The sequence below is a fragment of the Haemophilus influenzae genome, assembly GCF_900475755.1.
Lineage (GTDB): Bacteria > Pseudomonadota > Gammaproteobacteria > Enterobacterales > Pasteurellaceae > Haemophilus > Haemophilus influenzae_D.
The window spans coordinates 392,437-417,877 of the sequence record NZ_LS483411.1 but is presented as its reverse complement, the minus strand read 5'-3'; the positions used below and the strand labels follow the sequence as shown (position 1 = coordinate 417,877).

The following is a 25,441-nucleotide window of genomic DNA, read 5'->3' as shown; positions in this document are numbered from 1 at the left end:
GGAAACATTAGAAATGTCTAAAGAAAAATTTGAACGTACAAAACCGCACGTAAACGTGGGTACAATCGGCCACGTTGACCACGGTAAAACAACTTTAACAGCAGCAATTACAACCGTATTGGCAAAACATTACGGTGGTGCAGCGCGTGCATTTGACCAAATCGATAACGCGCCAGAAGAAAAAGCGCGTGGTATTACCATCAATACTTCACACGTTGAATACGATACACCGACTCGTCACTACGCACACGTAGACTGTCCGGGACACGCCGACTATGTTAAAAACATGATTACCGGTGCGGCGCAAATGGATGGTGCTATTTTAGTAGTAGCAGCAACAGATGGTCCTATGCCACAAACTCGTGAACACATCTTGTTAGGTCGCCAAGTAGGTGTACCATATATCATCGTATTCTTAAACAAATGCGATATGGTAGATGACGAAGAGTTATTAGAATTAGTAGAAATGGAAGTTCGTGAACTTCTATCTCAATATGACTTCCCAGGTGACGATACTCCAATCGTACGTGGTTCAGCATTACAAGCATTAAACGGCGTAGCAGAATGGGAAGAAAAAATCCTAGAATTAGCGGGTCACTTAGATACTTATATTCCAGAACCAGAACGTGCGATTGACCAACCGTTCCTTCTTCCAATCGAAGACGTATTCTCAATTTCAGGTCGTGGTACAGTAGTAACAGGTCGTGTAGAACGTGGTATCATCCGTACAGGTGATGAAGTAGAAATCGTCGGTATCAAAGATACAGCGAAAACTACTGTAACGGGTGTTGAAATGTTCCGTAAATTACTTGACGAAGGTCGTGCAGGTGAAAACATCGGTGCATTATTACGTGGTACCAAACGTGAAGAAATCGAACGTGGTCAAGTATTAGCGAAACCAGGTTCAATCACACCACACACTGATTTTGAATCAGAAGTATATGTATTATCAAAAGATGAAGGTGGTCGTCATACTCCATTCTTCAAAGGTTACCGTCCACAATTCTATTTCCGTACAACAGACGTAACTGGTACTATTGAATTACCAGAAGGCGTGGAAATGGTAATGCCAGGCGATAACATCAAGATGACAGTAAGCTTAATCCACCCAATTGCGATGGACCAAGGTTTACGTTTCGCAATCCGTGAAGGTGGCCGTACAGTAGGTGCGGGTGTTGTAGCGAAAATCATCAAGTAATTGATGGATTCCTGAATGTCTTAAAGATAAAAGACAGAAAAAACAAAAAGAAAAGTGCGGAGAAAATTCTCCGCATTTTTTATTTTATATATGTAAATATTTACTAAATTATTTGATTTTTATAGTGATAGTTGTGGTAAATAATTCTCAGTGATTCCAACAAGTTCTTCTATTGAAATTAGTTTTATCTTGCTGCTTTGAGGTAAAAGTGCGGTAAGATTTCTTGCTAAAATATCTTGTTTCAATATCATGCAATTCCCTTTACATTTGACAAAATAATCAGGGTATTTTACTGCCAATAACACACCATCTTGCCATAATACTACCGCATCTTTTTCTGTGATGTATAAAAAGTAATCATCTAGTTCAGTTTTGGGATAATCTGATTGAGAAAATGTATAAAGCATAATATTCCTTAGAAAGTAAACAATTTTTCTGTTTGATTAAGCTTTTCTATCAATAAAGAGCGGTCAATTTTTTCACAAGATAGGATGAGTTGTTTATCCTCTAGCTTAAATTTCTGTAAAGATTCCGTGCAGATAAAACGTTGTTCTACATCATATAAATCTAATAATTTAAAGGTTCTAATGAAGTCTTTCTGTTGAATGATTTCAGGTTGCTGATGATTAATAAGGTTTAATACACCATCATCGATAAAAAATACGCCAATATCATTTGGATCACAAAAAGCTGTTGCGGCAAGAATTGCATCTAAGCCTTCTCGTGAAATGGATGTGCCATGTGGAGATGTGCGAAATAAAAAGGCTATTTTCATAGGGTTATCACTCGATCTGCGTTTAAACTCGCTGCCATAAATTCTCCAAGACCTGCAATTATGAATTCTTTTGCAAGATTATTCTGACCTGTAGTTGGTGTAGTTAAGTTATCAACAACACCTCGTCTTTGAGATGCTGCAACACATAAATGCAAAGGAACATTGTGGGTAATGGAAAAAACTTGCCAATGTTTTTGTAAATTAACTTCATCATTGGCTGGATACACTAATGCATTTCCGTTACTCACTCCATCTTGAAAGAAAAAAATCTGTGAGATTTCGTGTCCTTTTTTGATTAAGGCTTCTGCAAATTGATAAGCTAAAAATGCCCCTTGTTTTCCGTAAATAGGGCTTTTGACAGCGATAACATAGCGCATTATTCTTGCTCTTGTTTGATTTGGCGGATGTATAGGTAAACCGTATGTCGGGAAATATCTAAACGTTCTGCGACTAAATTAATCGCATCTTTAATATCAAAAATACTTTTTTCGTAAAGAGAAAGGACGATTTGTCGGTTTTTAGTATTATTGGCAACAGCGCGATCTGCATTGACTTCTTCTATTGTTTTTTCAATAGTCTGCGCAACCAAGTCTTCCACTGAACTGGCAAAATTAACCGAAGATGTTTCATTCGTATGCTCCGTTGGCATAAAGCATTGTAAAAATTGAGACACGGGTACATCTAAATTGATATTGATACAAAGCAAACCAATAATACGTTGAGTTTTATTACGAATGGCAATAGTGACTGATTTCATCAGTGCGCTACCTTTTGCTCGTGTAAAATAAGGCTTTGAAACACTTTCGCTTTGCATATTTCGTAGCGAACGTAAGGCAAGATCGGTAATTGGCGAACCAACTTGTCGATTAGTGTTATGTCCGTTGGCAATACAAATAGCAGAATGTTCAATATCTTCTAAAGAATGAAGCACGATTTCGCAGTGCTCACCAATCAGTGCGCTGATACCATCAACGACCGCTTTGTAGGAATTTATGATAGCGTGATCTTCGTCAGTGAAAGGATATTTATCGTTTAATGTCATAGCTTTAGGTTAAAAGTGCGGTAAAAATTTCGCTCGTTTTTATAATAAAAAGCACGCATTAAAGAATACGTGCTGTTAAACTTATCCGTTATTTTTCTGCTTTTGGATTGACGTCTAATACTTCTACATCAAAAATTAATGTTGAATTTGGTGGAATAGATGCACCAGCACCTTGTTCGCCATAGCCTAATTCAGGGGCAATAACTAATTGAATTTTTCCGCCTTTTTTCACTAATTGAAGACCTTCAGTCCAGCCTTTAATTACTTGATCAAGTTGGAACTCTACAGGTTGTCCGCGCGAGACAGAGCTATCAAATACTTTTCCATTTGGTAATTTACCCGTGTAATGTACTTTAACCGTATCTGTTGCTTTGATTGCATCGCCTTTACCTGCGTTTTCAATTTTATACATTAAACCAGATTGCGTCGTTTTTACATCTTTACCTTTAGCAAATTCAGCACGGAATTTATCGCCTTCTTCTTTTGCTTGTTTAGCAATCGCTTCTGCTTTTGCTTTTGCTGCAGCCACTAATTTTGCTTCAATAGATTCTAAGGTTTTTTGGATTTTTTCATCTTTACGCACATCCACTTTCCCTTCTAAAGCATCTTTTAAGCCATCTAAAATACGAGCATTATCATATTTGATAACATCTTTATGGGAATCAACAAGATCTTTCATCTGATTGCCCATTAAAGTACCCACAGCATAAGATGCCGCTTTTTCATCGAATGCGTTATCTTCTGCAAAAACTTGACCAGAAATTACCGCGCTTACCATTAATGCTGCGATAGATAATTTTTGAATTTTTAACATATAAGTTAATCCTTTATAATGAATGAAATACTACGGGGAATAGATTAAATTGCTTTCTATCTATTCTCAACTTTTTTTTAGAATTTAGAGAAAAATTTATGCAAATTCAACAAATGTTAGAAAATCGCATTGAAGAACTTGAAATGAAAATTGCATTTCAGGAACAGTTATTAGATGAATTAAATCACGCTTTAGTTCAACAGCAATTTGATATAGATAAAATGCAAGTCCAATTGCGTTATATGGCAAATAAATTAAAAGATTTTCAACCCTCTAATATTGCAAGCCAATCTGAAGAAACGCCACCGCCCCATTATTAATTTCTGTAATGTAAAGAATGAAAAGTAATTGTAGGCTGGGCGTAAGCCCACGCGGGATATAACAAACGCGTGGGCTTATGCCCACCTTACGGAAATTATATAAAAATATTCTGACATCACGCCTTAATGAGTGGGTCTGAGACCTTTTACAACAGGCTACAGCTGCTACTCGCATTTCCATATTTTCCTTACATACTCGATATTGTTTTTCTTCTTGCCATTAAAAATTATCGGCTGAATTATGCATAAAACTATGGTATAGTCCAAGCCATTAATTCCATTCTTTGAAGTTAATTTTTCCACAGGGAAAATCGAATGAATATCCGTGATTTAGAATATCTTGTTGCCTTATCTGAATATAAACATTTCCGTCGTGCTGCTGATTCTTGTAATGTGAGCCAACCCACATTAAGTGGGCAAATTCGTAAGTTAGAAGATGAGCTTGGTATTATTTTGTTAGAACGTACTAGCCGTAAAGTATTATTTACTCAATCTGGAATGTTATTGGTTGAGCAAGCTCGTAAAGTGCTTCGAGAAGTAAAACTATTGAAAGAAATGGCAAGTAATCAAGGTAAGGATATGACAGGGCCGTTGCACATTGGTTTAATTCCAACTATTGGGCCTTATTTACTTCCTTATATTGTTCCAACATTAAAAGCGGCATTTCCTGATTTAGAAGTTTTTCTTTATGAAGCACAAACGCAGCAATTATTAGAACAATTGGAAACAGGGCGTTTAGATTGTGCGATTGTTGCTACAGTGTCAGAAACAGAATCTTTTATTGAAGTGCCTATTTTCAACGAGAAAATGTTACTTGCCGTATCAGAGCATCATCCTTGGGCTGTAGAAAGTAAAGTGCCTATGAATCAATTAAATGGTCAAGAAATGTTAATGCTTGATGATGGCCATTGTTTGCGTAATCAAGCATTAGATTATTGCTTTACTGCTGGTGCAAAAGAAAATTCCCATTTCCAAGCAACTAGCCTTGAAACTTTGCGCAATATGGTAGCGGCAGATGCTGGTATTACGTTTATGCCTGAATTGGCGGTACTTAATGAAGGTACGCGTAAAGGTGTGAAATATATTTCTTGTCATTCGCCAGAACCATCACGAGCTATCGTTTTGGTTTATCGTCCCGGCTCGCCATTACGTAATCGTTATGAACGTATTGCAAAAGTGGTAAGTGATGAGGTTAAATCTATTCTTGGTAGGTTGAAATAATGGCTGGTGTTCGTGCTGTTCAAAAAGAAAAGACTCGCCGCGCTTTAGTGGATGCGGCATTTAATCAACTTAGTGCAGAAAAAAGTTTTTCTAATTTGAGTTTGCGAGAGGTTGCTCGCGAGGCTGGCATTGCACCTACCTCTTTTTATCGCCATTTTAGCGATATGGATGAACTCGGCTTAGAAATGGTGGATGAAGCAGGTTTGATGTTGCGCCAATTAATGCGTCAAGCGCGTAAACGTATTGATGCTGGCGGTAGCGTTATTTCTGTTTCTGTCGATACATTTTTTGAATTTATCACTAACAGTACGAACGTTTTCCGCTTGCTTTTACGAGAAAGTTCAGGCACTTCCCAAGCTTTTCGTACTGCGGCAGCACGTGAAATTAAGCATTTTGTTGATGAGTTAGCAGAATATATTTCCTACAAACATCAATATTCACAATATGTTGCTTATGTTCAAGCGGAAGGCATCGTAACAATTGTATTCACTGCTGGGGCGAATGCCTTAGATATGAGTAAAGCTGAACGTGAGCAACTTAAAGCTCGAGTGATTTTGCAATTGAGAATGCTTGCAAAAGGTGCTGATTTTGCTGCGAATAAGGAAAGAGGCAAGTAAGATAGTTTATATTTAGCTGATTAGTTTTTTCTTTGTGCTTAGATATTCACTATCTTTTATTCTTCTAAGTTATTTTTCATACCAAATTTTATTCACATAAAGTGTGATAAAACCTGAGGGCGTTTCTACCCGCACTTCGTCGTCTAATGTTTTTCCGATTAAAGCTCGAGCAACTGGGGAATCAATGGAGATCCAATTTTTCGCAGGGGCAAATTCATCACAACCGACGATACGATATTGCTTGATTTCGCCTTCTTCATTTTCTAATTCCACCCACGCACCGAAGAAAACTTTTCCCTCTTGCTTTGGGTTGTAATCGACAATTTGTAGCATTTCCAATCTTTTAGTTAAAAAACGTACACGACGATCAATTTCACGTAAGCGACGTTTACCATAAATATATTCGGCATTTTCGCTACGATCGCCTAGTGCGGCTGCATCTGAGACTGCTTGAGTGACTTTTGGGCGTTCTTCTTTCCACAAAAACTTGAGTTCTTGGTCAAGCGCAAGCCAGCCTTGACGAGTAATATAATTTGATTTTGCCATAATGAAAATAAAAGAAAGTTTTTTGAATTATATTTGAGCCAATCTGCTAAAACCAGTATTCTATCTTCGTTTTTTTATAACAAAGAAGTATGACAATGTTAAATCAACAAATTAGCCAAATTATTGCGGCAGAATTAACCGTTCAACCCCAACAAATCCTTGCCGCCATTCAATTATTAGATGATGGCAACACCATTCCATTTATTGCACGTTATCGTAAAGAAGCCACTGATGGCTTAGATGACACCCAACTTCGCCATTTTGAAACCCGTTTAATTTATTTGCGTGAATTAGAAGATCGTCGTCAAACCATTTTGAAATCTATTGAAGATCAAGGGAAATTGACCGATGAACTGCGTGAAAAAATCCATGCGACACAAAGCAAAACCGAATTAGAAGATTTGTATTTGCCGTACAAACCTAAACGCCGCACTAAAGGGCAAATTGCCATTGAAGCAGGTCTTGAGCCATTGGCTGATTTACTTTGGAACGAGCCGAAGAATGATCCTGAAACGGCAGCAGCGGAATTTGTGAATGCAGATAAAGGCATAACAGATACTAAGGTAGCGCTTGATGGTGCACGCTATATTTTAATGGAGCGTTTTGCTGAGGATGCAGGTTTATTAGCGAAAGTCCGTGATTATTTAGCGAAAAATGCGGTTATCGTATCAAAAGTAATCGAAGGCAAAGAAGCGGAAGGCGCAAAATTCCAAGATTATTTCGATCACCAAGAATTATTGAAAAATGTGCCTTCTCACCGTGCATTAGCGATGTTCCGTGGACGTAATGAGGGCATTTTACAATTAAGCTTAAATGCGGATCCTGATGTAGAAGAGGGAAGTCGCCAAAGTTATTGTGAAGAAATTATTCGTGATTATTTAGATGTACGTTTCACAGGGCAGCCTGCGGATAAATGGCGTGAGCAAGTGATTGCGTGGACATGGAAAATCAAAGTGTCGTTGCATTTAGAAACGGAATTAATGGCGAGTTTACGTGAAAAAGCGGAAGAAGAAGCCATTGATGTTTTCGCTCGAAATCTGACCGCACTTTTAATGGCTGCACCCGCTGGCGCGAAAAGCACCATGGGCTTAGACCCAGGCTTGCGTACAGGGGTTAAAGTTGCGGTGGTGGATAACACAGGTAAATTATTAGATACCACCACCATTTATCCACACACGGGGCGTGAAGCCGAAGCGCAAGTGGCGATTTTCAGCTTAATCCGCAAACATAATGTAGAATTAATTGCCATTGGTAATGGTACGGCTTCTCGTGAAACTGAACGTTTTGCGAAAGAAGTGATTAAAGAAATTAAAGAAAATAAACCTCAAACCGTTGTGGTGAGCGAAGCAGGTGCATCCGTTTATTCAGCTTCTGAATTTGCCGCAAATGAATTCCCGAATTTAGATGTATCTTTACGTGGTGCGGTATCAATTGCGCGTCGTTTACAAGATCCATTGGCAGAATTAGTGAAAATCGAACCAAAAGCCATTGGTGTAGGGCAATATCAGCACGATGTAAACCAAATCCAACTTGCGCGTAAACTTGATGCGGTGGTGGAAGACTGTGTAAACGCAGTAGGTGTGGATTTGAATACGGCATCCGCGCCATTACTCGCTCGTGTGGCTGGAATGACAAAAACCTTAGCACAAAACATTGTGGAATATCGTGATGAAAATGGGCGTTTTGAAAGCCGCAGCGAATTGAAAAAAGTGCCACGTTTAGGGCCAAAAGCCTTTGAGCAATGTGCGGGCTTTATGCGTATTGCAGGCGGGAAAAATCCACTTGATGCTTCAGGTGTTCACCCAGAGGCTTATCCTGTGGTCGAAAAAATTTTGCAAGCTACCGCACAATCTATCCAAGATTTAATGGGCAATGCCGGTGTGGTATGTCAGCTTGATGCAAAACAATTTATTGATGAGCAATTTGGTTTACCAACGGTTCAAGATATTTTCAAAGAGTTGGAAAAACCAGGGCGCGATCCACGTGGCGAGTTCAAAACCGCTGTATTTGCTGAGGGCGTGGAAGAAATAACGGATTTAAAATCTGGAATGATTTTAGAAGGAACTGTTACTAATGTAACCAATTTTGGCGCATTTGTGGATATTGGTGTTCATCAAGATGGTTTAGTGCATATTTCATCATTAAGCGATAAATTCGTGGAAGATCCCCATCAAGTGGTAAAAACAGGCAACATTGTAAAAGTCAAAGTGTTAGACGTGGATGTGCCACGTAAACGCATTGCATTGACGATGCGATTAGATGAAAGTGCGGTCAAAAATGATGGCAAATCTGACCGCTCTTTATCTGCAAGACCTCGTGGAAATACGCAGCGAGAGGATCGTAATTCAAGAGGTAATAATACAATGGGCAATGCCTTTGCTGATGCGTTAAAAAATTGGAAAAAATAACAAGTTATGGGGCGAAATTACTCGCCCTTTTTTTATATCTTTCCTTTCCCGAAAAGCATCGCCAAAACGGCGATTTTTTGCTATAATCTCGCCCAATTTTTATTTACAAAAGAATGAGATAAATTATGTCAGAAACGACCAATGATAACTATGGTGCATCGAGCATTAAAGTATTAAAAGGCCTTGATGCAGTGCGCAAGCGTCCCGGTATGTATATCGGCGATACCGATGACGGTACTGGTTTGCACCATATGGTATTTGAAGTGGTGGATAATGCCATTGATGAAGCCCTCGCAGGCCATTGTTCCGATATTATCGTGACAATTCACGATGATAATTCTGTATCAGTGCAAGATGATGGGCGTGGAATTCCTGTGGATATTCATCCTGAAGAAGGCGTTTCTGCAGCAGAAGTGATTATGACCGTGCTTCACGCTGGCGGTAAATTTGACGATAACTCTTATAAAGTATCGGGCGGTTTACACGGCGTGGGCGTATCTGTAGTGAATGCGCTTTCTGATAAATTACAATTAACCATTCGTCGTCAAGGTCACGTTCACGAGCAGTTTTATCATTTAGGGGAGCCTCAATCGCCATTAACAGTGATTGGCAATACAGAGATAACGGGGACAACGGTTCGTTTCTGGCCAAGCTCAGATATTTTTGCTATCACAACCTTTGATTACAAAATCTTAGCAAAACGTTTACGTGAGCTTTCTTTCTTGAACTCAGGCGTATCTATTCGTTTAATTGATAAACGTGATGGCACTGAAGATCATTTTCATTACGAAGGCGGTATTCAAGCATTCGTCGAATATTTGAACAAAAATAAAAACCCAATTCATCCAAAGCCATTTTATTTTACAGCTGAGAAAGATGGCATTGGCGTGGAAGTCGCATTGCAGTGGAATGATGGTGTAAATGAAAACGTGTATTGCTTCACCAATAACATTCCTCAACGTGATGGCGGTACTCACTTAGCAGGTTTTCGTGGGGCTTTAACCCGTAGCTTAAATAGCTATATGGAAAACGAGGGTATGCTGAAAAAAGAAAAAGTGGCGACTTCAGGCGATGATGCGCGTGAAGGTTTAGTTGCGATTATTTCAGTTAAAGTGCCTGATCCAAAATTCTCATCGCAAACTAAAGACAAACTCGTGTCTTCAGAAGTTAAAAGTGCGGTGGAATCTGCGATGAATGAAAAAATGCAGGAATATTTATTGGAAAATCCTGCAGATGCAAAAATCATTGTAAACCAAATTATTATGGCAGCTCGTGCGCGTGAAGCAGCACGCAAAGCACGTGAAATGACGCGCCGTAAAGGGGCATTAGATATTGCAGGTTTGCCAGGTAAACTTGCAGACTGCCAAGAAAAAGATCCTGCGCTTTCTGAGCTTTACTTGGTGGAGGGGGACTCCGCAGGCGGCTCTGCAAAAGTTGGTCGTGATCGTAAAACTCAAGCAATTTTGCCATTGAAAGGTAAAATCTTAAACGTAGAAAAAGCACGTTTTGACAAAATGTTGTCTTCTCAAGAGGTGGGAACATTGATTACTGCCTTAGGCTGCGGTATCGGTCGTGATGAATATAACCCAGATAAATTACGCTATCATCATATCATTATCATGACCGATGCTGATGTGGATGGTTCTCACATTCGTACGTTGCTTTTAACGTTTTTCTATCGTCAAATGCCTGAGCTTATTGAACGTGGTTATGTTTACATTGCTCAGCCGCCACTTTATAAAGTCAAAAAAGGAAAACAAGAACGCTACATTAAAGATGCGGATGAAATGGAGCAATATGAATTAACCCTTGCTTTAGATGGCGCAGAATTACATATTAGCGCAAATGCACCAGCAATGAATGCTCTTGTATTTGAAAAATTGGTGGCAGAATATAACAGCGTACAAAAACTTATCGGTCGTTTAAGCCGCCATTATCCAGCCCCTGTATTGCAAGGATTAATTTATCAGTCGCCAATTTCTGTTGAAATGATGAAAGACGAAAGTGCGGTTGAAAATTGGGGTAAATCTTTTGTTGAACAACTGACTGCAAAAGAAACAGAAGCGCATCAATATTCAGTGCGTACACAATTTAATGCGGAACGTCAAGTATATGAAGCGGTGATTACGGTTCGCAAACACGGTATTGATACCGATTATTTCTTGAATTTTGATTTTGTTCACGGCAATGAATACGCGAAAATTGTTTCTCTTAATAAACAACTCAATGGTTTATTAGAAGAGGGTGCTTATGTTATTCGTGGCGAAAAAGTACAACCAGTGCGTACTTTTGAACAAGCTGTTGAATGGCTAGTGAAAGAATCTCGTAAAGGTCTTGAAGTACAACGTTATAAAGGACTTGGGGAAATGAACGCAGATCAACTTTGGGAAACCACAATGGATCCAAATTCACGTCGTATGTTGAAAGTTTCCATTAAGGATGCCGTTGCAGCAGATCAACTCTTCACGACCTTAATGGGAGATGAAGTTGAGCCACGTCGTGAGTTCATTGAGCTGAATGCGTTGAGAGCAAATTTGGACGTGTAAATTTCCGTCTATTTATATTCATAATTGAAAGGGCATTTAGATGCTCTTTCTTCGTTTATCTTGTTATTTCATATAAGGATGGCTATTGGTTTTTTGAACTGAAGTGAGTAAACTAAGCGAAGTCATTTTCTCAACGGAGAACCTTTATGAAACCTTATCTTATCGCTCCCTCAATTCTTTCTGCTGATCTTGCACGTCTTGGCGATGACGTACAAAACGTACTTAACGCAGGCGCAGATGTTATTCATTTTGATGTTATGGATAATCATTATGTACCTAATCTCACTTTTGGACCTGCAGTATGTCAAGCCTTGCGTGATTATGGCATTACCGCACCGATAGATGTGCATTTAATGGTAAAACCGGTCGATCGTATTATTCCCGATTTTGCTAAAGCTGGTGCGAACTATATCACTTTCCACCCAGAATCTAGCGAACATATTGACCGCTCTTTGCAGCTTATTCGTGATTGTGGTTGTAAATCTGGATTAGTTTTTAATCCTGCGACGCCGTTGAGTTATTTAGATTACGTTTTGGATAAAGTGGATGTGGTTTTATTAATGTCAGTGAATCCCGGATTTGGCGGACAATCTTTTATTCCAGCAACGTTGAAGAAATTACAACAGGCTCGTAAGATCATTGATGAAAGTGGTTATGACATTCGTCTTGAAGTAGATGGTGGCGTGAAAGTTGATAACATCGCAGAAATTGCCGCGGCTGGAGCAGATATGTTTGTAGCAGGTTCTGCAATTTTTGGTAAGTCAGATTATAAACAAGTTATTGACCAAATGCGTACACAGTTAGCGAGAGTTAGTGCATAACTGTCATTTTAATGAAATGGGATTGCAATAGAACAGAGAAAAACAATGAATACACAATTTAAACTTATTGGCTTTGATTTAGATGGCACCTTGGTGAATAGCCTGCCTGATTTAGCACTATCCGTAAATTCTGCTTTGGCTGAATTTGATTTACCGCAAGCACCAGAAGAATTAGTGTTAACTTGGATAGGCAATGGTGCGCCTGTATTAATTGCCCGAGCGTTAGATTGGGCGAAAAAACAAACAGGAAAAGTGCTAACTGAAACAGAGGTTAAGCAAGTAACGGAACGTTTTAATTTTTATTATGGCGAGAATTTATGTAATGTTAGTCGCCTGTATCCGAATGTAAAAGAAACCTTAGAAACCTTGAAAGAAAAAAGCTATGTCTTAGCAGTTGTTACGAATAAACCGACAAAGCACGTTCAACCTGTATTGGCAGCATTTGGCATTGATCATTTATTTAGTGAAATGTTGGGCGGTCAATCCTTACCTGCAATCAAACCACATCCAGCCCCACTTTATTATTTATGCGGAAAATTTGGTTTTGAACCACGCCAAGTGCTTTTCGTAGGCGATTCTAAAAATGATATTATCGCGGCTCACGCTGCGGGCTGTGCGGTTGTTGGTTTAACTTACGGCTACAATTACAATATCCCTATCAGCGAATCCAATCCAGATTGGGTGTTTGATGATTTTGCCCAGCTATTAAGTATTCTTTAAGTTTTCTATCTAATAAAAAGTGCGGTAAATTTTTACCGCACTTTTGTTATCAAATTAATTATTTTTTAAAGAATATTTGAAAATTCTTCTAACATTTCTTTTGGCCATACGCTTGATTGCACTTCACCGATATGTTTTTTACGAAGTAAAAGCATTGCTAAGCGAGATTGACCGATACCACCGCCGATAGTTAATGGTAATTTTCCGTTTAATAAATCTTGGTGCCAATCCATTTTTAAACGGTCTTCATCGCCCGTTAGATCAACTTGTAAGCGTAATGCACTTTCATCTACTCGGATACCCATTGAGGAAAGTTCAAAGGCTTTGCCTAATTGGTCGTTCCATACCAGAATGTCGCCATTTAAGCCTTTGTAGCCATTTTCAGATTCTGTTGTCCAGTCATCATAATCTGGTGCACGGCCATCGTGAGGTTTGCCATCTGAAAGTTTGCCACCAATTCCGATCAAGAATACTGCACCGTATTCTTTACAAATTGCGTTTTCACGTTCTTTACTGCTTAAATCTGGATAGCGTTTGACTAAATCTTCGCTATGCACAAAGGTAATCTGTTTTGGAAGAATGGAAGGAATATCAAAACGTGCTTCTACGGCTAATTCCGTTAAACGAATAGCACGATAAATTGAATTTACCGTTTCTTTTAAGTATGTGAAATTACGATGACCTTCAGGAATCACTTTTTCCCAGTCCCATTGATCCACATAAACAGAGTGAGTTGGGTCAAGAGAATCTTCATCTGGGCGTAATGCTTTCATATGAACAAACAAGCCTTCGCCTTCTTTAAAGTGGAAGCGAGCCAATGTATGGCGTTTCCATTTCGCAAGAGAATGCACAACTTCAAACACCGCATTTGGAATACATTTCACATTAACCTGTACGGCTTTTTCAATGCCTGATAAGTTATCTTGCATTCCGTTACCCACTTGGCTCAAAATTGGGCCTTGCACTTCAATAATGCCAAGTTGCTCAATAAGATTTTGGGTAAAAGTGTTCTTTACAAAGCTAATTTCTTGTTGTTGTAAAATAAATGTCTTTTTCATTTTGATAACCTTTTTTAACGAGGAGTAATATTTTTGAGTATTATTCAGTAAATGATGATTTTATTTCAAGTATTTTGTTTACTTTCTTTTTCTGGTTGAATATTATCCAATTCATTGGGAAAAAATTAAATAAAATCTAAAGGAGAAGGTTTTATGCACAACATCGATAGTTTAGATCAAAAAATATTACGTGTACTCACTAAAGATGCGAGAACACCATACGCAGAAATGGCTAAAAATTTTGGAGTTAGTCCAGGAACGATTCATGTGCGAGTAGAAAAAATGCGTCAATCGGGCATTATTAAAGGCACAAAAGTGATTATTGATGAACGTAAATTAGGCTATGATGTATGTTGTTTTATCGGCATTATTCTAAAAAGCGCAAAAGATTATGAAAAGGTAATCAAAAAGCTAGAAAGTTTTGATGAAGTAGTGGAAGCCTATTATACAACAGGCAATTACTCGATTTTCTTAAAAGTGATGACGCACACAATCGCAGAACTACATTCTGTTTTGGCGACCAAGATTCAGTTAATAGATGAAATTCAATCCACTGAAACCTTGATTTCAATGCAAAATCCAATTTTGCGAGATATTAAACCTTAAAAACACAGAAAGTGCGGTGAAATTTTTATTCAAATTTATCTTGGTGTTTAAATTTCAATAAATCTCTCCGCTCTTTTTTATTTGGGCGACGATCAGGATGGGGCATTGAAAGGGAATTATTTTTTCTTGCCCACGCGATTTCTTCTCTTTTTTTCACGCTACTTTCGGTTTCTTGATAGAGTAATTGTGCTTCTGGCGCACCTCGGCGTTGATCGCTTAAGGCGATAATTTTTATTTCTTTTTCTTCGTTTCCCTGGCGAAGTTTTAACATTGCGCCCACTTCCACAATTTTACTTACTTTCGCACGTTGATTGTTGTAATGCACTTTACCACTTTCAATCATCGCTTTAGCAATGCTCCGTGTTTTGTAAAATCGGGCAGCCCACAACCATTTATCTAATCTGACTTCTTTTTCTGCCATTATTTTCTCCTTATTTTGATTCGACAAAATAGTACCACAAAGTATGCTAATGAACTGTTATTAAAAATTTTATTCTTTAATAGGATTTTTATTAAATGAAAAAAAATAAAAACAGGTTAATTTAAACATTTTTCAATAAAACAAATTTTATGTTAAAAAAACTTGAAAAATAGTCAAATTTTTGACAAGGTTGAGTGGTTTTCTTTTTTTAAGCTCAAGGAACAATTTATGCATAACGAAAACTTAAAAGAATTGACCGTTCGAGGAATTATTCTCGGTGCATTGATTACGGTAATTTTCACTGCATCCAATGTGTATCTCGGTCTAAAAGTGGGGGTGACATTTGCGTCATCTATTCCAGCGGCCGTCATTTCTATGGCAGTACTCAAATTTTTCAAAGATTCTAGCATTCTTGAAAATAATATGGTGCAAACTCAAGCATCTTCAGCAGGTACGCTTTCTTCTGTGATCTTCGTCTTGCCTGGTTTATTAATGATGGGCTACTGGCAAGATTTTCCATTCTGGCAAACGATGTTGATTTGTGCAGCTGGTGGTACATTGGGCGTGTTATTCACTATTCCATTACGCCGTGCAATGGTGGTAAATAGTAATTTACCTTATCCTGAAGGGGTAGCTGCTGCAGAAATTTTGAAAGCAGGTAATCATGCAGATGGCGACAGCGGTGTGAAAGATATTGCTTACGGTGGTGTTTTAGCGGGATTAGTGGCATTTTTAACTAACGGTTTACGCGTGATGGCTGATGGTGCAAGTGCTTGGATTCAAACAGGAAAAGCGGCGTTCCAATTACCAATGGGCTTTTCACTTGCCTTACTCGGTGCTGGTTATTTAATTGGTATTGTCGGCGGTATTGCGATGTTAATCGGTGTTATTTTGACTTGGGGTGTGGCAGTGCCATATTTCACAATGTCAGAAGATATTGCCGCGGATGCAAGTTTAATTGATTCTGCGATGACTGTTTGGAAAACCAAAGTGCGTTATATTGGTGTGGGTACAATTGGTATTGCTGCGATTTGGACATTGCTGATTTTAATGAAACCAATGATTGAAGGGATGGTTCATTCTTTCCGTATGCTGAAAGGTGGGCAAGAGGCATCAGAACATCGTATTGATATTGACCTTTCTCCAAAAACAATGATTTATATCTTAATTGCGACGGTTGCGTTAATTGTTATTTCATTACATCACTTTATTGCGGCGGCACCAATTTCGCCTGAGCTTTCCATTTTATTAGTGGTAGTTTGTACTTTCTTAGCGGTATTTATCGGCTTCTTTGTGGCAGCTGCTTCTGGTTATATGGCAGGTTTAGTGGGTTCATTTTCAAGCCCAATTTCTGGTATCGGAATTATTTCTGTTATCGTGATTTCATTAGTATTGGTGTCAATCGGTAACGCCTCGGGCTTATTTGAAACTGTAGATGGTCAGAAATTTTTAACCGCACTTACATTGTTTACGGCATCTATCGTAATCACTACAGCTTGTATTTCTAATGATAATCTACAAGATTTAAAAACGGGTTTATTAGTTGAAGCAACACCTTGGCGACAACAAGTTGCATTAATTATCGGCTGCTTTGTCGGTGCACTTGTTATCGCGCCAGTGTTAGAAATCTTGTATCACGCGTATGGTTTCAGCGGTGCGTTACCACGCCCAGATATGGATCCTTCACAAGCCTTATCTGCACCACAAGCAACGTTAATGACCGCCATTTCTCAAGGTATTTTCACAAATAAATTGGAATGGACTTACATCTTAACTGGTGTGGGTTTAGGTGCTGTGTTAATTACGATTGATGCATTTTTGAAAAAAGTCAGCAACAAAGTCTTTAGCTTGCCAGTTATTGCTGTGGGGATTGGTATTTACTTACCACCATCAATTAATACGCCTGTGATTGTTGGTGCATTCCTAGCGTGGATTATGGCTCGCCATATTGCAAAACTTGGTAACAAAGAAGTGTCAGCTAAAGCAGAACGTTTCGGTACGCTTTTCTCTGCAGGTTTAATTGTAGGCGAAAGTTTAATGGGGGTAATTTTAGCATTCATTATTGCGGCTTCTGTTACCACTGGTGGTTCTGAAGCTCCATTATCCTTAAATCTTGAAAATTGGGATACAATTGGCGAGTGGTTAGGTTTAATCGTATTTATCGTGGGCATTGTGATTTTTGCATCTCGCGTATTACGTGCGAAAAAATCTGATTAATCCTTAAATTTATTTTAGAATAGGTTATCTTCTGGATAACCTATTTTTCACTATGAAATCTTACTTAAAAACACTTATTTTTTTCCCTCTGATTTTACAGGTCATCGTTACCGCACTTTTGATTTGGTTCGATGATGATTCAAGTGGTGTTATCGTTCCTTTTTCTAGCTATGCTCTCACAGCATTTCTTCTCGCCACCATTCCCGCATTTTTAACCGCACTTTTAGCTGCAAAATTCCGTTACACTCGTTATAACATTGCCTCGATTGTATTAGTTTCATCGATCATTTCATTTGTTTATTGCAATATGGCATCTTATTTTTATTTGTTATTGCTAGGCGAACAAGAAACGTCCTTTTGGGGCTGGTTGACCGAAGGGGGATTATCCCTCGGGTTAATAAGCACATGCGGAATGGTATTTTATGCTCTATTTGTGATGCCGTGGTTGCTGCCAAAAACAAGAGAATAATTTTATGCTGACGTTAAACGAACATTTACTTAACCAAGTATTGCTGATTGCTTATCAAGCGGGTAAGCATTTGCAACAGTTTTATCAAAAACAGGTGCATGTTGAATTGAAAGAAGACAACACGCCTGTGACGGAAGCGGATCTTTTTGTGAGCCAATTTTTAACAGAAAAATTGACCGCACTTTTCCCTAATGTCCCTGTTCTTTCGGAAGAAAATTGCCATATTTCCTTTGAAGAACGTAAAAATTGGAAAGAATATTGGTTGATTGATCCTCTTGATGGCACACAACAATTTATTAATCGTACCGATCAATTTTCTGTGTTGATTACCTTAGTTCGTAAAAATAAACCAGTGTTAAGCATTATTCATGCACCAATTTTATCGACAACTTATTATGCGATGCGTGATTTCGGCGCGTTTAAAAAACAACTGGATCAGGTAAAAAAACTCACTAAAAACACGATTAATTTTGACCGCCCTTTACGAATTGCGGTAGGTGCAACGACTTCACAAGAAAAAGTGCGGTCGATTTTGCCGAAGGATTTTCCTTGTGAATTTGTTGTGGTTGGTTCAAGTAGCTTAAAAAGCGGTTTGGTGGCTGAAGGTGCAGTAGATTGTTATGTTCGTTTAGGACAAACAGGAGAATGGGATACCGCTGGGGCAGAAGTTCTGCTTGCTGAAACTCACGGTGCCATTTTTGACTCTCATTTTGAGCCTTTAACCTATAACCAGCGTGAAACCTTGATTAATCCGCATTTTGTCATGGTGGGCGATCAATCGCTCGATTGGCGTTCTATCTTTCAATTTAATTGATTGGTTCGATTGGTTTTTTTCTCTAGAATACGGCATTATTTTCGACATTACTCGGAATCTTATAAGGAATAATTATGCAAACAGATAATAACTGTATCGTCATCTTTGGCGCGTCTGGTGACTTAACTCACCGTAAACTCATTCCAGCTCTTTATAATCTCTATAAAATCGGGCGTTTGAGTGAAAACTTTTCCGTTCTTGGTGTTGCACGTTCTGAGTTGAACGATGAAACTTTCCGCGAAAAAATGCGTGAGGCGTTAATCCATAATGAAGAAACAACACCAGAAACCTTAGATGCTTTCTGCTCTCATCTTTATTACCAAGCTGTGAATACATCTGATGCTCAAGATTATGGCAAACTTGTTCCACGTTTAGACGAGCTTCACGATAAATATCAAACCTGTGGTAACACCCTTTACTATATGTCCACTCCGCCAAGTCTTTATGGCGTGATCCCTGAGTGTTTGGCTGCTCATGGTTTAAATACGGAAGAATATGGCTGGAAACGTATTATCGTTGAAAAACCTTTTGGTTATGATGAAAAAACAGCGCAAGCCCTAGACGTACAAATCCACCGTTTCTTTGAAGAACACCAAATTTATCGTATTGACCATTATTTAGGTAAAGAAACCGTTCAAAACTTGCTTGTATTACGTTTTTCAAATGGTTGGTTTGAACCGCTTTGGAACCGTAATTTCATTGATTATGTAGAAATTACTGGCGCAGAATCTATTGGCGTGGAAGAGCGCGGTGGCTATTATGATGGTTCTGGTGCAATGCGAGATATGTTCCAAAACCATTTATTGCAAGTATTAGCGATGGTGGCAATGGAGCCGCCTGCGATTATTAATGCGAATTCAATGCGTGATGAAGTAGCAAAAGTGATGCATAGTTTGCGTCCATTAACCGCCGAAGATATGGAGCATAATCTCGTTTTAGGTCAATACACTGCGGCTCAAATTAACGGCAAAATGGAAAATGGCTATTTAGAAGAAAAAGGCGTACCGACAGATTCTCGCACTGAAACCTACATCGCATTGCGTTGTGAAATTGAAAACTGGCGTTGGGCTGGTGTGCCGTTCTATGTCCGCACGGGTAAACGCTTACCAGCTCGTGTGACTGAAATTGTGATCCATTTTAAAACCACGCCACATCCTGTATTCAGCCAAAATGCACCAGAGAATAAATTGATTATTCGTATTCAACCTGATGAAGCGATTTCAATGCGTTTTGGTTTGAAAAAACCAGGTGCAGGCTTTGAAGCGAAAGAAGTATCAATGGATTTCCGTTATGCAGATTTAGCAGGTGCGCAAGTATTAACTGCCTATGAACGCTTATTGCTAGATGCGATGAAAGGCGATGCAACCTTGTTTGCTCGTACTGATGCTGTGCATGCGGCATGGAAATTTGTGCAACCGATTTTAGATTACAAAGCGAATGGTGGTCGCATTCACGAATATGAAGCTGGCACTTGGGGACCTGTGGCAGCCGATAAATTAATCGCAAAACAAGGCAAAGTTTGGCGTAAACCAACAGGTTTAATGAAGAAAAAAGTTTAATTAATCTAATGTAGGGTGGGCTTGAGCCCACCGCTCTTAATATCTAACATAATAAATTGGGGCTAAAGCCCAACGGAAAATCAATGAATTATATCAGCTTCCCAACGGCTCAACACGCAGTCGAAAAAATCGCGCAAGAATTTGTGATTTATAGCCAATTAAATCACCCTGTACATATTTCCCTTTCTGGTGGTTCAACGCCTAAGTTGCTATTTAAAACCTTAGCCAAATCACCTTATGCTGAACAAATGAACTGGAAAAACCTGCATTTTTGGTGGGGGGATGATCGTATGGTTCCACCATCTGATCCTGAAAGCAACTATGGCGAAGTGCAAAAACTTTTATTCGATCATATTCAAATTCCAACGGAAAATATCCATCGAATTCGTGGTGAAAATGAACCGCACTTTGAGCTAAAACGCTTTGAAGAAGAATTAAGTGCGGTCATTCCAAACGGTGTTTTTGATTGGATCATTTTAGGTATGGGAGCTGATGGTCATACTGCTTCTCTTTTCCCACATCAAACCAATTTTGATGATGAAAACCTAGCTGTCATTGCTGAGCACCCTGAAAGTGGTCAAATTCGCATTTCTAAAACAGCCAAACTTATTGAACAAGCCAAACGCATTACCTACTTAGTCACTGGCGAAAGCAAAGCGGAAATCCTAAAGGAAATTCAAACCATATCTTCTGAGAATTTGCCGTACCCTGCGGCTAAAATTAAAGCAAAAAATGGGGTGACGGAATGGTATTTGGATAAGGCAGCAGCGGAGTTGCTTTAATGCTGAATTTAGATAATAAAAAATTCGTTGCTGTTGAAAATACATCAAATGGTGAGGTTAGTAGCCAAACAGAATTTCATTACCATCAACAAGGTAAAATGATTTGGGCCGAATATGGTGGTGGGGAAATTTTAAAAGGCTTTTTAATTGGGAAATGGATTAACGATACTCAAATTGAATTTACGTATCAACAGTTAAATCAATCTCTAGAAAATCGTTTGGGGCGTTGTTGTACCACATTTTCCTTAGAAGAAAGTAAACTCATTGGTCATGAAAAATGGCAGTGGCTAGACACGTTAGAGCAAGGCAGCTCTTTAATTAGAGAAATTTAAAAGAAGTTTTGCTATAGAATATCTGAGACAAGCTTCTTATACTTTACAATAAATACTAAATGATAGGTGCATTCGTACCTCACAAACAGGAGAAAACAATGTCAGTAAAAGGCGACATCGGTGTTATCGGCTTAGCCGTAATGGGGCAAAACCTCATTTTAAATATGAATGATCATGGCTTTAAAGTTGTGGCGTATAACCGCACTACTTCAAAAGTAGATGAATTTTTACAAGGTGCGGCAAAAGGCACGAATATTATCGGTGCTTATTCTTTGGAAGATTTAGCTGCTAAATTGGAAAAACCACGTAAAGTGATGTTAATGGTGCGCGCAGGCGATGTAGTAGATCAATTCATTGACGCATTACTACCACACTTGGAAGAAGGCGACATCATTATTGATGGCGGTAACTCAAACTATCCTGATACCAACCGTCGTGTAAAAGCATTAGCTGAAAAAGGGATTCGCTTTATTGGTTCTGGTGTGTCTGGTGGCGAAGAAGGGGCGCGTCACGGGCCTTCAATTATGCCAGGCGGTAATCAAGAAGCGTGGCAGTATGTGAAACCTATTTTCCAAGCAATCTCAGCTAAAACAGAACAAGGCGAACCTTGTTGTGACTGGGTCGGCGGCGAAGGTGCTGGTCATTTTGTGAAAATGGTTCACAATGGTATCGAATATGGCGATATGCAGTTAATTTGCGAAGCATACCAATTCTTAAAAGAAGGTTTAGGCTTGAGTTATGACGAAATGCAATCTATCTTCGCAGAATGGAAAAAAACGGAACTTGATAGTTATTTGATTGATATTACTACCGATATTCTTGGTTATAAAGATGTAGATGGACAGCCATTAGTCGAAAAAATCTTGGATACTGCGGGTCAAAAAGGGACAGGTAAATGGACAGGTATCAATGCGTTAGATTTTGGTATTCCATTAACTTTAATCACTGAATCCGTTTTTGCACGCTGCGTGTCTTCCTTCAAAGATCAACGTGTTGCGGCTAATCAATTATTCGGCAAAACCATTGCCCCAGTTGAAGGCGACAAAAAAGTATGGATTGAAGCGGTACGCAAAGCATTATTAGCGTCAAAAATCATTTCTTACGCACAAGGCTTTATGCTGATTCGTGAAGCTTCTGAACAATTTGGTTGGGACATCAACTACGGTGCAACGGCATTATTATGGCGTGAAGGTTGTATTATCCGCAGCCGTTTCTTAGGTAATATTCGCGATGCTTATGAAGCCAATCCAAATCTTGTTTTCTTAGGTTCAGATAGCTACTTCAAAGGCATTTTAGAAAACGCATTAAGTGACTGGCGTAAAGTGGTGGCAAAATCTATCGAAGTGGGTATCCCAATGCCTTGTATGGCATCGGCTATTACGTTCTTAGATGGCTATACTTCAGCACGTTTACCTGCAAACTTATTGCAAGCTCAACGCGACTATTTCGGTGCACACACTTACGAGCGTACAGATAAACCACGTGGAGAGTTTTTCCACACCAACTGGACTGGTCGTGGCGGTAATACAGCATCAACTACTTATGATGTGTAGTTAAAACATTGATAAAAATTACCGCACTTTGAACTGTTGCGGTAAATTTGGATAGCTTATTAATTCGCTAAAATATTGAGCTCTGCATAATGTAGAGCTCAATTGTTTATAATAAGAGGATGCTTTATTGATGGCAACGATCGTACAGAGATTGTAATTGTTGAATGGTTTGCGTGATTAATAAAACGGGATCGATTTGATGAAGTTCAGCTTTTTCAATGCTTTTCCCTATGCACCAAAAATCCTCATCTGAACGCAAGAGAAGATCTTTTTCAGAAATGCTCTTTACTTGGCGAAAATCATCATATTCGCTTTCATCTTCTCTCCAAATATCAAAATCAGCAAATTGTTTGAAATCAAATTGATCAAGCCATTGATTATATTGTTGTACATTAATTTGTGAGCGATCTGCACGATAGCAATGCCAATCTAAACACACTCTTAGTCGGCGACGATTTAATAGAACAGAAAAGATTGCTGCAGAATTTTGGTTAAATTCGTATTTAAAATAAGCGAAGAAATGCGCGCGTACCTGCCAGCCATTCGTCCAACTTTCAATATGCGGTTTCGCAAAAGGTGTACCAAGCTGCTTTGCGACTTCTTGAATAATCGCTTTCCAGTTATCCCAATGTAATTTGTAATCCGATTTAATTGCCGGAATATCTTCTGGGCAGAATTTCTTCATTTGGGCGAATTGGTAGAAAGGAATATTGAACAGTTCGCAAGATTCAGCCGTAAGCGAGAGCATAGCGTTTCCTTAAAAATCACTGTAATTTTTGACCGCACTTTGCGTGAAGAACTGTTTGTCTTCCCAACGCAGCAGGGTCATTCGATTATTCCATACACAACCGGTATCCAAGGCATAAATACCTTTTGGGGTAGGCTCATCCACTAAACTTGCCCAATGCCCAAAGACAATGGGAATTTGTTTATAAAGTGGATTATCTAAATTAAACCAAGGCGTGAGCTCAGTTGGCGCATCTTTTAAAGGAGATTTACAGGCAAAATCAAAGCGATGATCCAAATAGCAAAAACGCATTCGAGTGAAAGCATTAATAATGTAACGATGACGTGCTAAGCCCTGCAAATCAGGCGACCAGCGATCAGGCTGTTCAGAATACATATTTTCAATAAGATAATGAAAATCGCCGTGCTGTAAAATCTGTTCAACTTCAGCTGCACAAGTTTTCGAAGTTTCCAAATTCCAATCAGGCGAAATACCTGCATGTGCCATCAGGAAGTTTAACTTTTCATTATGCACAAGTAATGGCTGATGGCGTAACCAATGAATTAGTTCATCAAAATCGGGCGCATTAAAAATGGCATCAACACGATCACGCGGTTTGACTTTTTTAATACCCAGTGCAGTCGCAATTAAGTGTAAATCATGATTGCCTAGCACGGTTTGCGCAGCATTACCAAGTGATTTTACAAAACGAAGACATTCGAGTGATTTATCCCCACGAGCCACAAGATCTCCCACAAGATAAAGTTTATCTTGAGTCGGGTTGAAATCTACACGTTCTAATAAAAGCTGTAATTCATCATAACAGCCTTGTAAATCACCGACGAAATAGGTTGCCATTTTTGACCGCTCTTTTATAAACAAATTTTGAGAATTTTAACACAGACTTTTATTGTTGATTTATTCTTTTGGTATAGTAGAATGCAAAAAATTTAGTTATTTCCATTTTTATTTAAATATGAGTGCTATTGAAAATATTGTCATTAGTATGGAAAATGCAACTGAACGTCGCAAACATATTACTAAGCAATTTGAATCAAAAAAACTTTCATTTAGTTTCTTTAATGCGTACACTTATCAATCAATCAATCAATCAATCAATCAATCAATCAATCAATCAAACTCCATATTACATAATATAGAGGAATCTAGAATACTTACTAAAGGAGAAAAAGGCTGTTTAATTAGCCATTTCTTATTATGGAATAAGTGTGTGAATGAAAATTTGGAATATCTCACAATTTTTGAAGATGATGTAATTCTTGGCGAGAATGCGGAAGTGTTTTTGGCACAAGATGAATGGTTAAAAACACGTTTTGATTTTAATGATATTTTTATTATTCGTTTAGAAACTTTTTTACAGCCAGTTAAACTTGAGAAACAAACTAAAATTCCACCTTTTTATTCTAGGAACTTTGATATTTTAAAATCGACTCACTGGGGGACGGCTGGTTATATTATTTCTCAAGGTGCGGCTAAATATGTAATTGAATATTTAAAGAATATTCCTTCTGATGAAATTGTTGCAGTTGATGAACTTATTTTTAATAAATTAGTTGATGTTGATAATTATATTGTCTATCAACTTAATCCAGCAATTTGTATTCAAGAACTCCAAGCGAATCAAAGTAAAAGTGTATTAACAAGTGGATTGGAAAAAGAACGAGAAAAACGTCCAAAAATCCGTAAGAAAAAGACATTGAAACAGCGTTTAACTCGGATAAAAGAAAATATTATACGAGCTTTAAATAGAAAAAAATGGAAAGAACAACAACGTATTAAAGAAATGCAAGGTAAAGAAATTGTCCGTTTTATGTAGAAAGCCAAGGTGTAACAAGGATTACACCTTTTATTATT

The 25,441-nt window shown here is 38.5% G+C and carries 27 protein-coding genes; 17 read left to right on the top strand and 10 right to left on the bottom strand.

Features of this window, described 5'->3' with window-relative positions; all coding sequences use genetic code 11:
• Nucleotides 1–13 precede the first annotated feature (13 nt).
• Nucleotides 14–1,198: an elongation factor Tu gene (tuf, locus tag DQN24_RS02135; protein WP_005654658.1), complete on the top strand. Its 1,185-nt coding sequence runs from the start codon at nucleotides 14–16 to the stop codon at nucleotides 1,196–1,198.
• A 119-nt stretch (nucleotides 1,199–1,317) separates the two neighbouring features.
• On the opposite strand, the gene DQN24_RS02130 is transcribed toward tuf, so the two are convergent.
• The 5 genes from DQN24_RS02130 to fkpA all read right to left on the bottom strand — a co-directional run bounded on the left by DQN24_RS02130 (nucleotide 1,318) and on the right by fkpA (nucleotide 3,829).
• The gene (locus DQN24_RS02130; protein ID WP_042593277.1) at nucleotides 1,318–1,605 is read right to left on the bottom strand and encodes a DsrH/TusB family sulfur relay protein; all 288 of its coding nucleotides are present in this window, start codon (nucleotides 1,603–1,605) and stop codon (nucleotides 1,318–1,320) included.
• Nucleotides 1,606–1,613: 8 nt separating this feature from the next.
• Entirely contained in the window at nucleotides 1,614–1,973 is a 360-nt protein-coding gene (gene tusC / locus DQN24_RS02125; protein ID WP_111695325.1) for a sulfurtransferase complex subunit TusC, read from the bottom strand.
• A complete protein-coding gene (gene tusD / locus DQN24_RS02120) occupies nucleotides 1,970–2,350 on the bottom strand; it encodes a sulfurtransferase complex subunit TusD (protein WP_005649571.1) in 381 nt (126 codons plus the stop codon). Before tusD ends, tusC begins: the two co-directional genes overlap by 4 nt.
• Complete coding sequence (locus DQN24_RS02115) at nucleotides 2,350–3,015, bottom strand: helix-turn-helix transcriptional regulator (protein ID WP_110430555.1); 666 nt, start codon at nucleotides 3,013–3,015, stop codon at nucleotides 2,350–2,352. Before DQN24_RS02115 ends, tusD begins: the two co-directional genes overlap by 1 nt.
• A gap of 88 nt (nucleotides 3,016–3,103) precedes the next feature.
• On the bottom strand, nucleotides 3,104–3,829 hold the full coding sequence (gene fkpA, locus DQN24_RS02110) for an FKBP-type peptidyl-prolyl cis-trans isomerase (RefSeq protein WP_050848015.1): 726 nt from the start codon (nucleotides 3,827–3,829) through the stop codon (nucleotides 3,104–3,106).
• Between the two features lie 98 nt (nucleotides 3,830–3,927).
• Here fkpA and DQN24_RS02105 point away from each other — a divergent pair, with 98 nt between their 5' ends.
• The 3 genes from DQN24_RS02105 (at nucleotide 3,928) to fabR (ending at nucleotide 5,987) form a co-directional block, all read left to right on the top strand.
• The gene (locus tag DQN24_RS02105; RefSeq protein ID WP_005649565.1) at nucleotides 3,928–4,149 is read left to right on the top strand and encodes a SlyX family protein; all 222 of its coding nucleotides are present in this window, start codon (nucleotides 3,928–3,930) and stop codon (nucleotides 4,147–4,149) included.
• A gap of 315 nt (nucleotides 4,150–4,464) precedes the next feature.
• The gene (oxyR, locus tag DQN24_RS02100; RefSeq protein ID WP_050848014.1) at nucleotides 4,465–5,370 is read left to right on the top strand and encodes a DNA-binding transcriptional regulator OxyR; all 906 of its coding nucleotides are present in this window, start codon (nucleotides 4,465–4,467) and stop codon (nucleotides 5,368–5,370) included.
• Nucleotides 5,370–5,987 (top strand): HTH-type transcriptional repressor FabR, encoded by a 618-nt coding sequence (fabR, locus tag DQN24_RS02095; RefSeq protein ID WP_005629669.1) that lies wholly within the window; start codon nucleotides 5,370–5,372, stop codon nucleotides 5,985–5,987. Before oxyR ends, fabR begins: the two co-directional genes overlap by 1 nt.
• A 69-nt stretch (nucleotides 5,988–6,056) precedes the next feature.
• On the opposite strand, the gene greB is transcribed toward fabR, so the two are convergent.
• Complete coding sequence (greB, locus tag DQN24_RS02090; protein WP_021034513.1) at nucleotides 6,057–6,533, bottom strand: transcription elongation factor GreB; 477 nt, start codon at nucleotides 6,531–6,533, stop codon at nucleotides 6,057–6,059.
• Nucleotides 6,534–6,628: 95 nt separating this feature from the next.
• On the opposite strand from greB, the gene DQN24_RS02085 reads away from it, so the two are divergent.
• The 4 genes from DQN24_RS02085 to DQN24_RS02070 all read left to right on the top strand — a co-directional run bounded on the left by DQN24_RS02085 (nucleotide 6,629) and on the right by DQN24_RS02070 (nucleotide 13,028).
• Nucleotides 6,629–8,941, top strand: a complete 2,313-nt coding sequence (locus tag DQN24_RS02085; RefSeq protein ID WP_111695324.1) for a Tex family protein — start codon at nucleotides 6,629–6,631, stop codon at nucleotides 8,939–8,941.
• A gap of 125 nt (nucleotides 8,942–9,066) precedes the next feature.
• Nucleotides 9,067–11,487 carry a DNA topoisomerase (ATP-hydrolyzing) subunit B gene (gene gyrB, locus DQN24_RS02080; RefSeq protein ID WP_111695323.1) on the top strand — a complete coding sequence of 807 codons (2,421 nt, stop codon included), beginning with the start codon at nucleotides 9,067–9,069 and terminating at the stop codon, nucleotides 11,485–11,487.
• A 146-nt stretch (nucleotides 11,488–11,633) separates the two neighbouring features.
• On the top strand, nucleotides 11,634–12,308 hold the full coding sequence (rpe, locus tag DQN24_RS02075) for a ribulose-phosphate 3-epimerase (protein WP_110430550.1): 675 nt from the start codon (nucleotides 11,634–11,636) through the stop codon (nucleotides 12,306–12,308).
• Between the two features lie 45 nt (nucleotides 12,309–12,353).
• Nucleotides 12,354–13,028 (top strand): phosphoglycolate phosphatase, encoded by a 675-nt coding sequence (locus tag DQN24_RS02070; RefSeq protein WP_110430549.1) that lies wholly within the window; start codon nucleotides 12,354–12,356, stop codon nucleotides 13,026–13,028.
• Nucleotides 13,029–13,093: 65 nt separating this feature from the next.
• Here the strand turns inward: DQN24_RS02070 and asnA are convergent, their stop codons facing one another.
• The gene (asnA, locus tag DQN24_RS02065; protein ID WP_005692036.1) at nucleotides 13,094–14,086 is read right to left on the bottom strand and encodes an aspartate--ammonia ligase; all 993 of its coding nucleotides are present in this window, start codon (nucleotides 14,084–14,086) and stop codon (nucleotides 13,094–13,096) included.
• Nucleotides 14,087–14,239: 153 nt separating this feature from the next.
• On the opposite strand from asnA, the gene asnC reads away from it, so the two are divergent.
• Entirely contained in the window at nucleotides 14,240–14,692 is a 453-nt protein-coding gene (gene asnC, locus DQN24_RS02060; protein ID WP_005649540.1) for a transcriptional regulator AsnC, read from the top strand.
• Between the two features lie 25 nt (nucleotides 14,693–14,717).
• Here the strand turns inward: asnC and hslR are convergent, their stop codons facing one another.
• Nucleotides 14,718–15,113: a ribosome-associated heat shock protein Hsp15 gene (gene hslR / locus DQN24_RS02055; protein WP_005654696.1), complete on the bottom strand. Its 396-nt coding sequence runs from the start codon at nucleotides 15,111–15,113 to the stop codon at nucleotides 14,718–14,720.
• Between the two features lie 228 nt (nucleotides 15,114–15,341).
• On the opposite strand from hslR, the gene DQN24_RS02050 reads away from it, so the two are divergent.
• The 7 genes from DQN24_RS02050 to gnd all read left to right on the top strand — a co-directional run bounded on the left by DQN24_RS02050 (nucleotide 15,342) and on the right by gnd (nucleotide 22,839).
• Complete coding sequence (locus DQN24_RS02050) at nucleotides 15,342–17,330, top strand: OPT family oligopeptide transporter (RefSeq protein ID WP_111695322.1); 1,989 nt, start codon at nucleotides 15,342–15,344, stop codon at nucleotides 17,328–17,330.
• A gap of 52 nt (nucleotides 17,331–17,382) precedes the next feature.
• Nucleotides 17,383–17,799: a hypothetical protein gene (locus DQN24_RS02045; protein ID WP_038439463.1), complete on the top strand. Its 417-nt coding sequence runs from the start codon at nucleotides 17,383–17,385 to the stop codon at nucleotides 17,797–17,799.
• 4 nt (nucleotides 17,800–17,803) lie between these two features.
• Nucleotides 17,804–18,613, top strand: a complete 810-nt coding sequence (cysQ, locus tag DQN24_RS02040) for a 3'(2'),5'-bisphosphate nucleotidase CysQ (protein ID WP_042594737.1) — start codon at nucleotides 17,804–17,806, stop codon at nucleotides 18,611–18,613.
• 74 nt (nucleotides 18,614–18,687) lie between these two features.
• Nucleotides 18,688–20,172 (top strand): glucose-6-phosphate dehydrogenase, encoded by a 1,485-nt coding sequence (gene zwf / locus DQN24_RS02035; RefSeq protein WP_042594739.1) that lies wholly within the window; start codon nucleotides 18,688–18,690, stop codon nucleotides 20,170–20,172.
• 83 nt (nucleotides 20,173–20,255) lie between these two features.
• Nucleotides 20,256–20,954 carry a 6-phosphogluconolactonase gene (pgl, locus tag DQN24_RS02030; protein ID WP_111695321.1) on the top strand — a complete coding sequence of 233 codons (699 nt, stop codon included), beginning with the start codon at nucleotides 20,256–20,258 and terminating at the stop codon, nucleotides 20,952–20,954.
• Entirely contained in the window at nucleotides 20,954–21,286 is a 333-nt protein-coding gene (locus DQN24_RS02025) for a hypothetical protein (protein WP_021034504.1), read from the top strand. The genes pgl and DQN24_RS02025 overlap by 1 nt, the downstream gene beginning before the upstream one ends.
• Before the next feature lie 98 nt (nucleotides 21,287–21,384).
• Nucleotides 21,385–22,839: a decarboxylating NADP(+)-dependent phosphogluconate dehydrogenase gene (gene gnd / locus DQN24_RS02020; protein ID WP_041175253.1), complete on the top strand. Its 1,455-nt coding sequence runs from the start codon at nucleotides 21,385–21,387 to the stop codon at nucleotides 22,837–22,839.
• A gap of 124 nt (nucleotides 22,840–22,963) precedes the next feature.
• On the opposite strand, the gene DQN24_RS02015 is transcribed toward gnd, so the two are convergent.
• Both DQN24_RS02015 and apaH read right to left on the bottom strand, forming a co-directional pair.
• Nucleotides 22,964–23,587: a glucose-6-phosphate 1-dehydrogenase family protein gene (locus DQN24_RS02015; RefSeq protein ID WP_021034502.1), complete on the bottom strand. Its 624-nt coding sequence runs from the start codon at nucleotides 23,585–23,587 to the stop codon at nucleotides 22,964–22,966.
• Between the two features lie 9 nt (nucleotides 23,588–23,596).
• A complete protein-coding gene (gene apaH, locus DQN24_RS02010) occupies nucleotides 23,597–24,424 on the bottom strand; it encodes a bis(5'-nucleosyl)-tetraphosphatase (symmetrical) ApaH (protein WP_041175252.1) in 828 nt (275 codons plus the stop codon).
• A 118-nt stretch (nucleotides 24,425–24,542) separates the two neighbouring features.
• Between apaH and DQN24_RS02005 the strand changes: the two genes are divergently transcribed.
• On the top strand, nucleotides 24,543–25,403 hold the full coding sequence (locus DQN24_RS02005; RefSeq protein ID WP_105883335.1) for a glycosyltransferase family 25 protein: 861 nt from the start codon (nucleotides 24,543–24,545) through the stop codon (nucleotides 25,401–25,403).
• The last annotated feature ends 38 nt before the right edge of the window (nucleotides 25,404–25,441 follow it).

Excerpts from the sequence above, each read along its gene's own strand:
- DQN24_RS02115 (WP_110430555.1), bottom strand. The coding sequence starts at position 3,015 with ATGACATTAAACGATAAATATCCTTTCACTGACGAAGATCACGCTATC.
- hslR (WP_005654696.1), bottom strand. The coding sequence starts at position 15,113 with ATGGCAGAAAAAGAAGTCAGATTAGATAAATGGTTGTGGGCTGCCCGA.
- greB (WP_021034513.1), bottom strand. The coding sequence starts at position 6,533 with ATGGCAAAATCAAATTATATTACTCGTCAAGGCTGGCTTGCGCTTGAC.
- tuf (WP_005654658.1), top strand. The coding sequence starts at position 14 with ATGTCTAAAGAAAAATTTGAACGTACAAAACCGCACGTAAACGTGGGT.
- tusC (WP_111695325.1), bottom strand. The coding sequence starts at position 1,973 with ATGAAAATAGCCTTTTTATTTCGCACATCTCCACATGGCACATCCATT.
- gyrB (WP_111695323.1), top strand. The coding sequence starts at position 9,067 with ATGTCAGAAACGACCAATGATAACTATGGTGCATCGAGCATTAAAGTA.
- DQN24_RS02025 (WP_021034504.1), top strand. The coding sequence starts at position 20,954 with ATGCTGAATTTAGATAATAAAAAATTCGTTGCTGTTGAAAATACATCA.
- apaH (WP_041175252.1), bottom strand. The coding sequence starts at position 24,424 with ATGGCAACCTATTTCGTCGGTGATTTACAAGGCTGTTATGATGAATTA.
- asnA (WP_005692036.1), bottom strand. The coding sequence starts at position 14,086 with ATGAAAAAGACATTTATTTTACAACAACAAGAAATTAGCTTTGTAAAG.
- DQN24_RS02070 (WP_110430549.1), top strand. The coding sequence starts at position 12,354 with ATGAATACACAATTTAAACTTATTGGCTTTGATTTAGATGGCACCTTG.
- DQN24_RS02130 (WP_042593277.1), bottom strand. The coding sequence starts at position 1,605 with ATGCTTTATACATTTTCTCAATCAGATTATCCCAAAACTGAACTAGAT.
- gnd (WP_041175253.1), top strand. The coding sequence starts at position 21,385 with ATGTCAGTAAAAGGCGACATCGGTGTTATCGGCTTAGCCGTAATGGGG.
- DQN24_RS02045 (WP_038439463.1), top strand. The coding sequence starts at position 17,383 with ATGAAATCTTACTTAAAAACACTTATTTTTTTCCCTCTGATTTTACAG.
- tusD (WP_005649571.1), bottom strand. The coding sequence starts at position 2,350 with ATGCGCTATGTTATCGCTGTCAAAAGCCCTATTTACGGAAAACAAGGG.
- oxyR (WP_050848014.1), top strand. The coding sequence starts at position 4,465 with ATGAATATCCGTGATTTAGAATATCTTGTTGCCTTATCTGAATATAAA.
- DQN24_RS02015 (WP_021034502.1), bottom strand. The coding sequence starts at position 23,587 with ATGCTCTCGCTTACGGCTGAATCTTGCGAACTGTTCAATATTCCTTTC.
- DQN24_RS02105 (WP_005649565.1), top strand. The coding sequence starts at position 3,928 with ATGCAAATTCAACAAATGTTAGAAAATCGCATTGAAGAACTTGAAATG.
- fabR (WP_005629669.1), top strand. The coding sequence starts at position 5,370 with ATGGCTGGTGTTCGTGCTGTTCAAAAAGAAAAGACTCGCCGCGCTTTA.
- cysQ (WP_042594737.1), top strand. The coding sequence starts at position 17,804 with ATGCTGACGTTAAACGAACATTTACTTAACCAAGTATTGCTGATTGCT.
- pgl (WP_111695321.1), top strand. The coding sequence starts at position 20,256 with ATGAATTATATCAGCTTCCCAACGGCTCAACACGCAGTCGAAAAAATC.
- rpe (WP_110430550.1), top strand. The coding sequence starts at position 11,634 with ATGAAACCTTATCTTATCGCTCCCTCAATTCTTTCTGCTGATCTTGCA.
- fkpA (WP_050848015.1), bottom strand. The coding sequence starts at position 3,829 with ATGTTAAAAATTCAAAAATTATCTATCGCAGCATTAATGGTAAGCGCG.
- zwf (WP_042594739.1), top strand. The coding sequence starts at position 18,688 with ATGCAAACAGATAATAACTGTATCGTCATCTTTGGCGCGTCTGGTGAC.
- DQN24_RS02050 (WP_111695322.1), top strand. The coding sequence starts at position 15,342 with ATGCATAACGAAAACTTAAAAGAATTGACCGTTCGAGGAATTATTCTC.
- DQN24_RS02005 (WP_105883335.1), top strand. The coding sequence starts at position 24,543 with ATGAGTGCTATTGAAAATATTGTCATTAGTATGGAAAATGCAACTGAA.
- DQN24_RS02085 (WP_111695324.1), top strand. The coding sequence starts at position 6,629 with ATGTTAAATCAACAAATTAGCCAAATTATTGCGGCAGAATTAACCGTT.
- asnC (WP_005649540.1), top strand. The coding sequence starts at position 14,240 with ATGCACAACATCGATAGTTTAGATCAAAAAATATTACGTGTACTCACT.